Origin of the sequence: Flavobacterium sp. RHBU_24 (assembly GCF_046613695.1) — a bacterium.
In the GTDB taxonomy this organism is placed as follows: Bacteria; Bacteroidota; Bacteroidia; order Flavobacteriales; family Flavobacteriaceae; genus Flavobacterium.
Genome location: NZ_JBKJHD010000019.1, coordinates 1 through 13,184, shown reverse-complemented (window position 1 = coordinate 13,184; position 13,184 = coordinate 1). Strand labels below are relative to the sequence as shown.

Sequence of the window (13,184 nt, the reverse complement as noted above, 5' to 3'; positions counted from 1 at the left end):
AAATTAACTAAAAAAATTTTACGCGGTACTGTCTTTTAAACGAAAAAGCCGCAAATTAATACGATTTGCGGCTTCACGTTATGATGTTTCTATCTATTTTTTATAAAAAGGCAGTTTTACCACGGTAGCAGGCACATCATTTTTACGGATGCGGATAAAAATCTCGCTTCCTTCAGCAGCAAAAGCCGTTGGCACATACCCAAGGCCAATACCTTTGTTAAGCGACGGCGCCATAGTACCCGATGTTACCACACCTATTACTGTGCCCTGCGCGTCAACTATTTCATAATCATGGCGGGGGATGCCACGCTCTGTAAGTTCAAAGCCTACCAGCTTACGGGTAACGCCGGTTTCTTTTTGCAGTTTAAGCGCTTCGCTGTTGGTAAACTCCTTAGTGAATTTTGTAATCCAGCCCAGGCCGGCTTCAAGTGGCGATGTGGTATCGTTAATGTCGTTGCCGTACAGGCAAAAGCCCATTTCAAGGCGTAAGGTATCACGCGCTGCAAGGCCTATTGGCTTGATACCATAAGCGGCTCCGGCTTTAAACACCTTGTTCCAGATTTGCTCTATCTCGCTGTTTTTGGCATATATTTCAAAACCGCCACTGCCGGTATAGCCTGTTGCAGAAATAATTACATGCTCAATGCCTGCAAAATCGGCCACTTCAAAATGATAGTATTTAATGGCGGCGAGATCTATTGACGTAAGCGGCTGCATGGCCTCCATAGCCATAGGGCCCTGTATGGCAAGCAGCGAGTAATCGTCGCTCAGGTTTTTCATGTCTACACCCAGGTCGTTGTGCGATGAAATCCAGGCCCAGTCCTTCTCTATATTGCTGGCGTTTACAACCAGCAGGTACTGCTCATCTTTAATTTTATATACAATAAGGTCGTCTACAATACCTCCATCAGCATTAGGCAGGCACGAGTATTGCGCGCGGCCTATGGTTAGTACAGACGCATCATTACTGGTAACTTTTTGTATCAGGGCAAGGGCATTAGGGCCGCTCAGTAAAAACTCGCCCATGTGCGAAACGTCAAAAACGCCCACACCGTTGCGCACGGTTTCGTGTTCTGCAGTTACCCCTTCGTATTGTACCGGCATATTGTAGCCCGCAAACGGTACCATCTTGGCACCCAGTGATTCGTGAATGTGCGTAAGCGCTGTATTTTTCATTTATTTTATAATAAAATTTAAAAGCGCTAATTTATTGAAAAAATCACAACAAAGGGAGGCTGTTTTAAGGTATTACTATTTTATTGTCAATTGTTATAATTTGCCGCGGGAAACCCTGCCGCGCTAAAATTTTTATACATTTGCTTAGTGCCACAGGCGCTCAATTTTACACGGTTATGCGGTATCTTTTTATTCTTATTAGCTTACTCAGTTTGGGTGCGAAAGCCCAGCAAACCGCTATGCACTGCGGGTACGATTTTACGTCATACGTAGTTTTAGAAGTACACGAAACCGGCAAAAAAGAGAACATAAAAAACCTGAAAATAACCATAGTGGACAGCCTGGGCCGCGAGGTAATAAACGTGAACAACGTGTACAGCTGGAAAAAGGCCAACCAACCCATGAAATTTACCCGTAATTACCCTATAGGTGCCGATAACAAAGCATTACCTGAGGGTACACAATTAACGGGCAATGAGCGCTGGTATTTCCCATTTGCGAAAGATACCTACCTCCTTTCGGTTAGCAAACAGTTTCCCGCCGACAGCTTTAGCGTTAAGGTGGAGGATGTAGACGGCGCTGAAAATGGCGGCAAGTTTAAAACCGTTATTGTACCCTTACACAGCTACAATATGTATATTTTGTGCAGCAACGAAAGCCAGCAGGCCGCGGCAAAATTTGGCCGTAAAATGAATAAGCCCGTTGAGGTGGTGCTGGAAAAGGAGTAATCTTTTTTAACCAACCGATTATGAAACAATTACTTTTAGCCTTTTTGATAATTGGCTTTTTTTCTTCCTGTAAAGATGAGAAAACAGTAGAGGCTACATCTGGGGTGGAGAAACTTTCGGCTGATACAACAATGGCTGCAGATGATGATGCGGCAGTAAAGGAGGAACTCGCACGGCTTATCGGTAAAACCATGTATTGGTCAGAATCTGAACAAAGTATTAACCTGCTGCCTGTTGTAGTAAAAGACAGTATATGCACAGGTTTTGATTTTGATAAACACCACCAAAACCTTAAAAACCTTAAAGCTACAGGATTTTTTGCAGATGAGTTTATCAGTAATTATGATAGCATTATTAGAACGCTTGACAGCAAAATTAAATCAGGGGAATTTGATGCATGGAATGTATATGAACTCCCTACATTTATTTTCGATAATGATGTAAATCCGTGGTGCATGTGTCAGGACGATCCCGGCGACTGGAATAATGTAAAAGTTGGTATTAAAGATATAGATGAAGAGTCAGGCGATTTTTTTTATTACTTTGGCGAAGAGCTGCCCACGGTAGAAGACTATAGTTACCCGTTTAGTGCCGTAAAAGAAAATGGCTCTTGGAAAATCTCATACATGTGGGGATTTAATTATGAAAACAGCATTACAAAGGATGGGGAATTAAATAAAAATAGCCACGAATTACACTAATTTCACAAATTTGAATTCGTTATTATTAGGTGTATTCGTGGTAAAAAAATATTAATATGTTTTACTCTTTGTAAAGCAGATGCTCTAAACTCACGTCGCGGCTATAAATGTCTTCAAAAAAGGCAACATTGCCGTTTTCATCCGCCCAGGCGGTAAAATAGGTAATGTATACAGGTATCTTTTTCTTTAGCGAATAGGTGTTTTCTTTGTCAGAGTTCATCGCCTCATCAACCTTGTTCTCATCCCATCCACCGTCTTTTCCGGTTATCAATATAGCAAGTTCACGGGCTTTTTCCACACGCACACATCCATGGCTAAACGCGCGGTCGTCTTTATTAAAAAGGCTCTTGGCAGGGGTGTCGTGCAGGTAAATATTGTTAGAGTTAGGAAACATAAACTTTACTTTACCCAGCGAGTTTTCCCCGCCCGGTTTTTGGCGTATGCGTCCATTGTCGTAATACTCCATGTTATGGCTCGCCAGGTAGTTGCTGTTTTTTGCAATGCCCGGTTGTATCTCTTTTTCTACTATGCTTTGCGGAATGTTCCAGTAGGGAGCAAATGCTATATAGCTCATGTTACCGGTAAATACCACAGTTTTATTAAGTTCTTTGCCTACTACAACATTAGATATCAACTCTATTTCACCATCGCGCACATAGCGTAACCTGTAAGAGGGTATATTAACCGCTATATATTCTTTTTGTGTATTAAGGCGGGAAGGTATCCAGCGGCAGCGTTCCATATTAACCGTAATGGTTTTTATGCGTTCTGCAACCGCTACGTTAAGTTCGCCCAGTATTGCAGGCCCCACTTTACCGTCATATTTCCTGAAATGTTTTTCTTCATAGTCAGATACTGCATCTGCCAGGGCCTTGTCAAATTCGGTGCTTTTGTTGTCAGATTTCAGGTAACCTTCTGCCGCAAGGCGCGCGCGCAGCTGTGCCACGGCAGCATTGTTGTCGCCTTCCTGCAGCACTTTAGTACCTTCGGGTAGTTCAATGGTTTTCCAGCCGCCTTTGCTTTGTATCTCACGGTATTTAGCTAATCCTTTTTTAAGTGCAAAATACTGGCTGAATACTTCTTCTTTATCGCCTTTTACCTTCTGCGGGTCTTTCATCAGCGTATCGAGGTAGGCTACAAGATCCATATTTTCGCGTGGCAAGAACCAGCCTGTTTCACGGCTTTTAGATGCCGGCAGCCCGTCAATTGTTTTATTTGCCCAATAAAAATACATAGATGATATTAGCAGTTCGGTTTGCACATTAGGGCGCTCGCCACGGCCCGAATCTTCAAACACTTCATCAAGCGTTTTTTTGTACGGTATGTTTTTTGAAAGACCTTCGTCATCCAGCTGGTTTATCCTGTTGTACAGTACTTCAGCAAATTCTATAAGGCCGCGTTTTTCGTGCCAGATGTAGTGCGTGTGCTTTTTATACAGCTCGGCTATTTCGCCGCTATACTGTTTAAACTCGGGATATTGCTTGTAAAACGAAGCAAACTGTGTAGTGTCCAGCGGTATCATTTTTTCGCTGTGTTCGTGCGTTTCAGTATCTGAGCTTACATCGCCGTCTTTATTACCCTTACATGAAGTAAGTGCAACGGCCACCATGCATACTGACGCGATAAATATTTTTATCTTTTTCATAAAGTTGTTTTAATGGAATAAATGTAGGAACATTTTTATAAATGTATGGCACCCGCATTAGTTGTTTAACGCATATTTAGTACTAATTGCCAAGTATTTATTAACGTTACACAGCATTTTTAAAACTCTGTTAAAGCAGTTGGCAAAAAAGGTTTCATGAGGTAACTTTCAGGAAAAATATATTAATGATGAAGACTTTTCAAACGCTTATAAACAGTGATAAACCGGTACTTGTCGACTTTTTTGCAACGTGGTGCGGCCCGTGTAAAGTTATGGCACCTATATTAAGTGATGTAAAAGCTGAACTGGGTGAAAGCATTACCATTGTAAAAGTAGACGTAGATAAAAACCAGGCGTTAATGAATACACCGCAGTTTCAGGTTAGGGGAGTGCCTACACTTATGCTTTTTAAGAAAGGTAAAATGCTCTGGAAACAAAGTGGGGTAGTACCGAAGGAGGAGCTATTGAAAATAATTTCAGATTTATGATTTCAGATTTTAGATTGAACTTCACTCGGATGTACTAAAGTGTAATCTAAAATCAAAAATTACTATGAGTGATGTTAAATCTAAAATCTACCTTCTGAAATCTGAAATCGTTACAAAGGCTCCTGCTGGCTAAGGCAATGAAAGCTGCCAAGGCCCCAGATAAGGTCGGTACTGTCTATGCCTATAACTTCGCGGCCGGCAAAGCAACCGGTAAGGATGTCAAGCGCTTTTTTATCGTTAGCATCGTCGCGAAAGGTAGGTACAATAACGCTTTCATTTGCAATATAGAAGTTAGCGTATGATGCAGGCAGCCTCTGGTCTTCCCAGCTAACGGCCTTTGGCATGGGCAGCTCTATTATATTAACCTGCTTACCATCCTGAAGGCGCATTTTTTTAAGCAGTTCGAGGTTTTCCTGTAGCAGGTGGTAGTTCTCGTCGTTCTTGTTTTCTTCTACAACGGTAACCACGGTATCTTCGTTTACAAAACGCGTTATATCGTCAATATGCCCGTCAGTATCGTCGCCTACAATGCCATCGCCCAGCCAAAGAATGTGGTCTACACCATAATATTCCGATAAATATTCTTCTATTTGTGCCTGGTTAAGGTGTGGGTTGCGGTTCTCGTTCAGTAGGCATGCCGTAGTAGTAAGCAATGTGCCCTTACCGTTAAACTCCACGCTGCCCCCTTCCATCACAATACCCGGATTAAATACTTTTAATCCAAGGGCTTCGCCTATACGGGTAGGGATAACATCATCCAGGTCATATGGAGGGTATTTGCCTCCCCATGCGTTGTAGCCCCAGTCTACAATAGCTTTTTCGCCCGTTTGCTTATTTACCAAAAATGCGGGGCCATGATCGCGGCACCAGGCATCGTTAGTAGGGTGGAAGTAGAAGCTTACATTCTCTAAAATTGCGCCTTTAACCAGCGTTGCATACAGGTGTAGTTCCGCCAGGGCGAAATTCTTCATCTCTTCATTGGCCACATTTATGCACACTTGCTGGTGGCGGCTTACCTGTAGTATAAACTCGCAATACGGCTTGTAAATGGTATGCAGTTTGCCCGGCCATGAGGCTTCCTTATGCGGCCATGATAGCCATAGCGCACGTTGCGGGGCGAATTCTGCGGGGAAGTGGAAACCCAGTTTTTTTGGAGTTTCTATATTTTGGAATTGTGACATTTATTTTATTTAATCGTGTAAGTAGATGGCCGCGCTACGTTCCTCCGCTCGCAATGAAGAGCAGATAGGCGACCTTAAACTTTAAACCTTAAACTAATTAATCCTCGTCAAGATACCTCTTTGTTATTGGCTGGTAACTGTCTATCCTGCGGTCGCGGAGGAACGGCCAGTGCGTGCGGTAATGGTCAGAGTCTTTTGTATCAACCTCTACCACGGTTGTTTCTTCGTTGTCGTGAGAGCCCAGATAAAGCAGCCTGCCCTGCGGGTTAGCCACAAAGCTTCCGCCCCAGAATTTCATGGCGCCGTCCTGCTCAAAGCCCACACGGTTTACGCTTACCACGTGTACGCCATTTGCCACGGCATGGCTGCGCTGTATGGTTTGCCAGGCGTCGTACTGCTCTTTATTGGTATCTTCATCCTGAGATGTTGCCCAGCCTATAGCGGTAGGGTAGAACATGATTTCTGCGCCCATAAGCGCAGTAATACGGCTGGCCTCTGGGTACCACTGGTCCCAGCAGATAAGCACACCTATTTTTGCATACTTGGTCTGGAAGGTTTTATAACCCAGGTCGCCGGGTGTAAAGTAAAATTTCTCGTAAAAAGCAGGGTCGTCCGGTATGTGCATTTTGCGGTATTTGCCCAGGTAAGTACCATCGGCATCAATAACCGCTGTAGTGTTATGGTACAGGCCTTCGGCACGTTTTTCAAACAGCGATGCAATAATTACCACATTAAGCTCCTTTGCCACTTCAGAAAGTGTAGCGGTAGAAGGGCCGGGAATGGCTTCGGCCAGCTTAAAGTTTTCATAATCTTCTACATCACAAAAATACAGTGATGTAAAAAGTTCCTGAAGGCAAACAATCTGAGCGCCCTTAGCGGCTGCATTGCGAATTTCGCGTATTGCTTTATCAATATTGGGCTGCTTTTCGGCAACACAGCTCATTTGCACAAGCCCTATCTTTACTTTACCCATGGTATATACATAAAAATTTGAGGTGCAAATTTACGCAAAAAGATTGGCATTTACTTAAAACTACGCTGTTAGGGTTTGGTTAAAATTCTTCTGCAAAAAGGGATTTCTTTAGGTATTGTTTTCCTAATAATTAAATCAAAATTTACATTTTAATTATTAGGAAAACGCTTATATTTGTTTTTTAAAATTTAGAAATTTCTCTTAATTTTAAAACCGAGTATTTTTTAATCTTCTACCAACCTTTTTAATTAATTAAGTTTATGAGTGAAACTACACCAATCCCAGAGGACTACTTTGAACCTATTAAATTGCAAAGTCCGCAAAACCAATTAGCATGGCTAATAACTAAAACCGAAGAGATTTGCAATAATAATGAATTGCTTAAATCCCTGGTAAAGAATCATATGATTACAAAAGCGGAGTATAATAACGCGCTAAGTTCTTATTGGGGCACAAATGTGCCAAAAAGCACAACGTTCCCGTTAAGTACGTTTTTGGGTGAAAATTGTACTTTTGCTAAATATTATGTTTTTTCAGTAAATGGAAGTACGCATGCTATAACAAATACTCTGGCACCATTTAATTTTAATGGGCATAATTATTCAATTTGTTTTTTTAAGGGTCTGCCGTTGAAATTTGCCGGTGTTAGCGTAAACTCAAGCCTAAAATTTACCGAGGGTAGAATAAATGGAAAAAATGTGATTGTTTTTTGCATTGAAGGTATTACAGATGCCTATTTTGATTTTACGAATAATCCTCCGGGAAAGCCTTAATTATATGTATATAAATGCAGCCAGCTTCTTTATTAATATAAAGCCGGTAACATATTATCTATTTGTTACTTTTTTTTATGCATTGTGGTCGCTTAATAAGAAGGATAAAAATAATAGGCTGTTATTAAGTATTCTTATTATTATGGTATTTACAGAGATTTTATGTGCTGTTTTTAAATGCATTGACTTTAATATCGGGATAAACCTTGTGTATAATTTTAGTATTCCTATTCATAATATTATATGGTTATTTATTTTATATAGAAATATGAATATGAAGCTGCTTACTAAGGTATTGGGTGTTTTTTATATTCTTTTCGCTGTGGTAACAAATCTGTTTCAGTCGTCTTTGCTGTATGATTTTAATAATTACCTAATGGTGGTTGGCGCCTTTATATACCTTGTCCTTTTTATTACCGAAAGTTTTTATGAACTTCAAAAAGAAAATTTTCCTTTTTTTTCATCAAACGTTTTTATATTATTGTTTTCGCCAATCCTACTTTTTTTAGGTTTAGGTATAGGGTTTGGATTTAATAGTTCAAAACTTTTAGATACAAAGGTTTTCGGTGTCGATTTATATGATTTTATTTCCCATTTTACCAGTATTTTTTACTATAGCCTGATCAATTTATATATTTACAGAGAAAAAAGAACGTAAATTGCAAACTAATATAGCATATGGTATTTTTGTAGGCTTACTTTTTATAAGCCTTATTATACTTTTTTGTGTATTGGTTATAAAGCTGTATATAAATAAGATAAAAACCTATACCAGGCTTATTTATGAAAAAGACCTGGCCTTTGAAAAAACGCTCACCACCACAATACTTGAAACACAGGACCAGGTACTAAACGATATTTCGGAAGAACTGCATGACGACGCCGGCCAGCAGCTTACCTACATACGGTTTTTAGTTGAAAACCTTAAACTGGAACAACCCGAACTGGAAGAAACGCTGGAGCCGGTTAGCCACTCGGTTACATTGCTATCCCAGTCGATAAGGCGGGCAAGCCACTCGCTTAACAGCCAGCTCATGGTAAAACAAAATCTTGTTAAAGCCATAAAAGGCGAGGCAGAACGCCTTATGCAGGCAGGCAGGATAAAGGTAGTATGTACCAGTGAGGATGATGAGGTAAAGTCGCTTGATGCCAAGGCACAGATTGTAATATACCGTGTATTCCAGGAAAGTATTAACAACATCTTAAAGCACTCAGGAGCTACCGTTGTTACAGTTGCAATATCAGACACTCCAAAGTTTAAATTGTCGGTTAGCGATAATGGTAGGGGGTTTGACTATGATACGATACAAAAAGGCGCAACGGGAATGGGGCTTGATAACCTTGTAAGCCGTGCCGCTATAATAGGGCTTGATGCATTGATAAAGAGTGCGCCGGGTGAAGGCACTACAATTACTTTATCTGCCAAATAAAATATATACTTATGCAAAAAAGGGATGGCGCGGAGCCATCCCTTTTTTGTATTGAGAGTGCCGTTACACCCTGGAGTCGTCGCGGGTACGCTTTACAAGTCCAATGCCGGCAATAAAAAATATAAGTCCTATAATGCCGTATATTGCTATAACCTTTACGCTCTGTTCTCCGGTGCTGGTATTCACAAATGTGTAAGCGGCATAAATAAGCCCAATAATGCCCAATATGGTAAGTACGGTGCCAAAAATTCTTTTCAGGTTCATAATTTAATATTATTAGTGTTGATGTAAAGTTCTGTTTTATTTGTCAAATGTTTTTTTATTTTGATAAAACATTAACAGCAGCAGTATTACTTCTGTAACAATGTGGCGAATTTTTAAGTATTAATATTTTTTGAAAGAAAATACCGTCAAAATATTTCTTAATAAAAAGTTATTTAGTCATAAAGTTCTATAAACTAATATTTTAATTCCTGAAATTTGATGCGATACAAATGAAGTCCCACTTTTAAAAAGTATTCTTATGAAAGTAGTATACATCCTCTTAGCATTGATTATCGTGGTAACCGGTATATATTTTGCAACAAATAATTTCAGTTTTAATAGTACGGCCTTTAGCGCATTTCTTATCAACGGCCTATTTATAACGCTTGTAGGCGGGTTACTTGCAGGTGGGCTCGCATTTTTAATAAGCCTCAAAAGAAAACAGCATTACAAAGGCATGATGACCATACGCCAATACTACGATTATAAAAGCTAACAGCCCCGCTGGATAAACGATTGCCTTTAAAATGAAAACGGGGTTACTCTTTTAATGAGTAACCCCGTTTCTGTTTTAAAAAGCCACCCTTACCGGATGGCTCCTTCGTTTGTATTCAAAAAATTTGTTCAGTCATTATGTGCCAAATCCGTTTGGTTGCGGAACACAAGCTGCCCGTCAAAACTATCCAGCAGTATGATACTGTCTGTAGTGACCCTGCCGCTTAGGATCTCTTTACTTAGCTGGTTCATAACCTCTTTTTGTACCACGCGTTTTACAGGGCGGGCGCCAAAGTCAGGATCGTAACCTTTCTTCGCTAAGTAGTCAATAGCTTCCGGGGTGGCATCCAGCGTAATGTTTTGCTGGGCAAGAAGTTTGGTAACACCCTTAATTTGTAAACCTACAATTTCGCGGATATTATCGGCGCTAAGCGGTGTAAACATCACGATATCGTCTATACGGTTTATGAACTCCGGCCTTACGGTTTGTTTCAGCAGGCCAAGGACTTCAACTTTAGCAGCTTCTATGGCGTTGTATATGTCACCTTTATAGGTTTCAAACTTTTCCTGTATAATGCTGCTGCCCATATTGCTGGTCATGATTATTATAGTGTTCTTAAAGTCGGCTACACGCCCTTTGTTGTCGGTAAGGCGGCCTTCGTCAAGCACTTGTAGCAAAATGTTGAAGGTATCAGGGTGGGCCTTCTCAATCTCGTCAAGCAGCACCACACTGTAGGGCTTGCGGCGCACCGCCTCAGTAAGCTGCCCGCCCTCATCATACCCCACATATCCCGGAGGCGCACCCACAAGGCGGCTCACACTGTGTCGTTCCTGGTATTCGCTCATGTCTATACGCGTCATGGCATTCTCGTCGTCAAACAGGTAACTGGCAAGGGCTTTCGCCAATTCAGTCTTACCCACACCCGTAGTACCCAGGAACAGGAACGACCCTATAGGCTTTTTCTGGTCCTGTAGCCCGGCACGGCTGCGGCGCACGGCATCGCTTACAGCCTCTATGGCTTCTTCCTGGCCTACCACACGTTTGTGCAGTTCGTCTTCCAGCTTAAGGAGTTTTTCACGCTCGCCCTGCAGCATTTTGGTTACCGGTATACCGGTCCATTTTGCTACAACTTCTGCAATATCCTCTCGGGTCACTTCCTCCTTAATAAGGGTTTGGCCTTTCTGGGTTTCGGCAAGTTGTTGCTCCAGGGCAATAAGTTGCTCCTCAATATCTTTTATTTTGCCGTAGCGCAGCTCCGCTACCTTGCCGTAATTACCTTCGCGCTCTGCTTTTTCGGCTTCCAGCTTAAAGTTTTCAATATCGGTTTTTGCTGCCTGAATGTTGTCTACTACATCTTTCTCGCTTTTCCAGCGGGCATATATCTCGTTGCGCTCTTCCTTTAGGTTGGCGAGTTCCATGCCCAGAGATTTCAGCTTGCTTTCGTCATTTTCGCGTTTAATGGCTTCAATCTCAATTTCAAGCTGCATTATTTTACGGTCAAGCACATCCAGTTCTTCCGGCTTTGAGTTAATCTCCATGCGTAGTTTACTGGCCGCTTCGTCCATAAGGTCAATCGCCTTATCCGGAAGGAAACGGTTCGTAATATAGCGTTGGCTCAGCTCTACGGCTGCAATTATGGCTTCGTCTTTAATACGCACCTGGTGGTGGGCCTCATATTTTTCTTTAATACCGCGCAGGATTGATATTGCACTTTCGGTATCCGGCTCGTCTACTAAAACTTTCTGGAAACGTCTCTCAAGCGCTTTGTCTTTCTCAAAATACTTTTGGTACTCGTCAAGCGTTGTTGCGCCTATGGCACGAAGTTCCCCACGGGCCAGGGCAGGTTTTAGTATATTTGCGGCATCCATGGCACCATCGCCACCGCCGGCTCCCACAAGGGTATGTATTTCATCAATAAACAGTACGATATCGCCTTCGGCTGAGGTAACTTCCTTCACTACCGATTTCAGCCTTTCCTCAAATTCACCTTTATATTTAGCACCGGCTATCAGCGCGCCCATATCCAGCGAATACACCACTTTATTCTTAAGGTTTTCAGGCACGTCTCCCTGTATAATGCGGTGTGCTAGTCCCTCGGCAATAGCGGTTTTACCCACACCGGGCTCGCCCACAAGCATAGGGTTGTTCTTAGTACGGCGGCTTAGTATCTGCAACACACGTCGAATTTCTTCATCGCGCCCTATAACCGGGTCGAGCTTGCCGTCGTTAGCCAACTGGTTAAGGTTCTTGGCATATTTGTTAAGCGAATTGTATGTTTCCTCGGCACTTGCGCTGGTTACGCGCTCACCTTTGCGAAGCTCATCAATCGCGGACTTAAGCCCTTTTTCGGTAACGCCCTGGTCTTTTAAAATCTGGGCTACCTTGCTGCGCGACGCAAATATGGCGAGCAATAAATGCTCTATGCTCACAAATTCATCGTTCATTTTGCGGGCAATATTGCTGGCTTCATTTAATGCTGTTGACGCATCGCGCGAAATACCCATTTCGCCGCCCTGCACTTTAGGGAAGCTTTGTATGGTAGCATCAAGCACCTGGGTAAACAGGGGCAGGTTAATGTTGAGTTTTTTCAGCAGGAACGGCGTTACATTTTCATCCACCTCAAGGATGGCTTTTACAATGTGCTCGTTCTCTATTTGCTGGTGGCCATAGCTTTGGGCAATCTGCTGTGCACGCTGTATGGCTTCCTGAGATTTTATGGTAAAATTGGCAAAGTTCATATCCTAATTTCATTAAATTTGGTATGTGATAGTCAAGTATTATTCCAATAAGTAAAATCTGACGAAATGGCTGTATGTGTTGCGAATTAAGTACTCAGAGCAGACAAATTGTCTTAAATATTCAATATATGGGCGTTTTTGGTAAAATATTCGGTAACTCTGACAGTAAAGATACAACAGATAGTGCGATAGCGTGGAATGATTTAACAGAACTAAAACAGTTGGATACCCTTGTAGCCGAGTCTGCCGATACCCCTGTTATAATATTTAAGCACAGTACCCGCTGCCCTGTGAGCCGTATGGCATTAAAAAACTTCGAAAATGAGTACAGCATCGGAGAAGGGGAGGCGAAGCCTTACTTTCTCGACCTTCTTGAGCACCGCGATATAAGCAGCGAAATAGCCAGCCGCTTTAATGTGGTACACCAGAGCCCGCAGGTGCTGGTTATTAAGAAGGGGCAGTCGGTTTATGATGAATCGCACGGCGAAATTGATGCGGGGGTAGTGAAAGGGAAGATTTAGTTACGGGAAATTTAGCCTTGTAACTTGCGATAATACCAGACCTGTACAGTTAAATTTAGAAAGATAGAGA

14 protein-coding genes are annotated in these 13,184 nt (G+C 42.0%); 8 read left to right on the top strand and 6 right to left on the bottom strand.

From position 1 onward, the window contains the following. Positions 1-93 precede the first annotated feature (93 nt). Positions 94-1,176 carry a glycine cleavage system aminomethyltransferase GcvT gene (gene gcvT / locus ACLI09_RS15225; protein WP_411420498.1) on the bottom strand — a complete coding sequence of 361 codons (1,083 nt, stop codon included), beginning with the start codon at positions 1,174-1,176 and terminating at the stop codon, positions 94-96. A 212-nt stretch (positions 1,177-1,388) separates the two neighbouring features. Between gcvT and ACLI09_RS15220 the strand changes: the two genes are divergently transcribed. Both ACLI09_RS15220 and ACLI09_RS15215 read left to right on the top strand, forming a co-directional pair. Next, a complete protein-coding gene (locus ACLI09_RS15220; RefSeq protein WP_411420497.1) occupies positions 1,389-1,904 on the top strand; it encodes a hypothetical protein in 516 nt (171 codons plus the stop codon). A gap of 20 nt (positions 1,905-1,924) precedes the next feature. After that, positions 1,925-2,605, top strand: coding sequence for a hypothetical protein (locus ACLI09_RS15215; protein WP_411420496.1), 681 nt, complete (start codon positions 1,925-1,927; stop codon positions 2,603-2,605). 61 nt (positions 2,606-2,666) lie between these two features. On the opposite strand, the gene ACLI09_RS15210 is transcribed toward ACLI09_RS15215, so the two are convergent. Further along, entirely contained in the window at positions 2,667-4,250 is a 1,584-nt protein-coding gene (locus tag ACLI09_RS15210; protein ID WP_411420495.1) for a L,D-transpeptidase family protein, read from the bottom strand. Positions 4,251-4,435: 185 nt separating this feature from the next. On the opposite strand from ACLI09_RS15210, the gene trxA reads away from it, so the two are divergent. Continuing rightward, complete coding sequence (trxA, locus tag ACLI09_RS15205; protein WP_411420494.1) at positions 4,436-4,738, top strand: thioredoxin; 303 nt, start codon at positions 4,436-4,438, stop codon at positions 4,736-4,738. A gap of 110 nt (positions 4,739-4,848) precedes the next feature. On the opposite strand, the gene ACLI09_RS15200 is transcribed toward trxA, so the two are convergent. Further along, entirely contained in the window at positions 4,849-5,919 is a 1,071-nt protein-coding gene (locus ACLI09_RS15200) for an agmatine/peptidylarginine deiminase (RefSeq protein WP_411420493.1), read from the bottom strand. 97 nt (positions 5,920-6,016) lie between these two features. Further along, positions 6,017-6,892, bottom strand: coding sequence for a carbon-nitrogen hydrolase (locus tag ACLI09_RS15195; protein WP_411420492.1), 876 nt, complete (start codon positions 6,890-6,892; stop codon positions 6,017-6,019). Between the two features lie 260 nt (positions 6,893-7,152). Between ACLI09_RS15195 and ACLI09_RS15190 the strand changes: the two genes are divergently transcribed. From ACLI09_RS15190 to ACLI09_RS15180, 3 genes are all read left to right on the top strand, one after another. Further along, complete coding sequence (locus ACLI09_RS15190; RefSeq protein WP_411420491.1) at positions 7,153-7,665, top strand: hypothetical protein; 513 nt, start codon at positions 7,153-7,155, stop codon at positions 7,663-7,665. Between the two features lie 274 nt (positions 7,666-7,939). Continuing rightward, positions 7,940-8,323 (top strand): hypothetical protein, encoded by a 384-nt coding sequence (locus ACLI09_RS15185; RefSeq protein WP_411420490.1) that lies wholly within the window; start codon positions 7,940-7,942, stop codon positions 8,321-8,323. Between the two features lies 1 nt (position 8,324). Further along, positions 8,325-9,095, top strand: coding sequence for a sensor histidine kinase (locus ACLI09_RS15180; protein ID WP_411420489.1), 771 nt, complete (start codon positions 8,325-8,327; stop codon positions 9,093-9,095). A 63-nt stretch (positions 9,096-9,158) separates the two neighbouring features. Here ACLI09_RS15180 and ACLI09_RS15175 read toward each other — a convergent pair whose 3' ends face one another. After that, positions 9,159-9,359 (bottom strand): hypothetical protein, encoded by a 201-nt coding sequence (locus tag ACLI09_RS15175; RefSeq protein ID WP_411420488.1) that lies wholly within the window; start codon positions 9,357-9,359, stop codon positions 9,159-9,161. Positions 9,360-9,618: 259 nt separating this feature from the next. Between ACLI09_RS15175 and ACLI09_RS15170 the strand changes: the two genes are divergently transcribed. Further along, positions 9,619-9,855: an LPXTG cell wall anchor domain-containing protein gene (locus ACLI09_RS15170; protein WP_411420487.1), complete on the top strand. Its 237-nt coding sequence runs from the start codon at positions 9,619-9,621 to the stop codon at positions 9,853-9,855. Between the two features lie 128 nt (positions 9,856-9,983). Here ACLI09_RS15170 and clpB read toward each other — a convergent pair whose 3' ends face one another. Beyond that, positions 9,984-12,593, bottom strand: a complete 2,610-nt coding sequence (gene clpB / locus ACLI09_RS15165) for an ATP-dependent chaperone ClpB (protein WP_411420486.1) — start codon at positions 12,591-12,593, stop codon at positions 9,984-9,986. Positions 12,594-12,721: 128 nt separating this feature from the next. Here clpB and ytxJ point away from each other — a divergent pair, with 128 nt between their 5' ends. Then, entirely contained in the window at positions 12,722-13,114 is a 393-nt protein-coding gene (gene ytxJ, locus ACLI09_RS15160; protein ID WP_411420485.1) for a bacillithiol system redox-active protein YtxJ, read from the top strand. Positions 13,115-13,184: the final 70 nt, after the last annotated feature.

Excerpts from the sequence above, each read along its gene's own strand:
- gcvT (WP_411420498.1), bottom strand. The coding sequence starts at position 1,176 with ATGAAAAATACAGCGCTTACGCACATTCACGAATCACTGGGTGCCAAG.
- ACLI09_RS15215 (WP_411420496.1), top strand. The coding sequence starts at position 1,925 with ATGAAACAATTACTTTTAGCCTTTTTGATAATTGGCTTTTTTTCTTCC.
- ACLI09_RS15210 (WP_411420495.1), bottom strand. The coding sequence starts at position 4,250 with ATGAAAAAGATAAAAATATTTATCGCGTCAGTATGCATGGTGGCCGTT.
- trxA (WP_411420494.1), top strand. The coding sequence starts at position 4,436 with ATGATGAAGACTTTTCAAACGCTTATAAACAGTGATAAACCGGTACTT.
- ACLI09_RS15200 (WP_411420493.1), bottom strand. The coding sequence starts at position 5,919 with ATGTCACAATTCCAAAATATAGAAACTCCAAAAAAACTGGGTTTCCAC.
- ACLI09_RS15195 (WP_411420492.1), bottom strand. The coding sequence starts at position 6,892 with ATGGGTAAAGTAAAGATAGGGCTTGTGCAAATGAGCTGTGTTGCCGAA.
- ACLI09_RS15190 (WP_411420491.1), top strand. The coding sequence starts at position 7,153 with ATGAGTGAAACTACACCAATCCCAGAGGACTACTTTGAACCTATTAAA.
- ACLI09_RS15185 (WP_411420490.1), top strand. The coding sequence starts at position 7,940 with ATGAAGCTGCTTACTAAGGTATTGGGTGTTTTTTATATTCTTTTCGCT.
- ACLI09_RS15175 (WP_411420488.1), bottom strand. The coding sequence starts at position 9,359 with ATGAACCTGAAAAGAATTTTTGGCACCGTACTTACCATATTGGGCATT.
- ACLI09_RS15170 (WP_411420487.1), top strand. The coding sequence starts at position 9,619 with ATGAAAGTAGTATACATCCTCTTAGCATTGATTATCGTGGTAACCGGT.
- clpB (WP_411420486.1), bottom strand. The coding sequence starts at position 12,593 with ATGAACTTTGCCAATTTTACCATAAAATCTCAGGAAGCCATACAGCGT.
- ytxJ (WP_411420485.1), top strand. The coding sequence starts at position 12,722 with ATGGGCGTTTTTGGTAAAATATTCGGTAACTCTGACAGTAAAGATACA.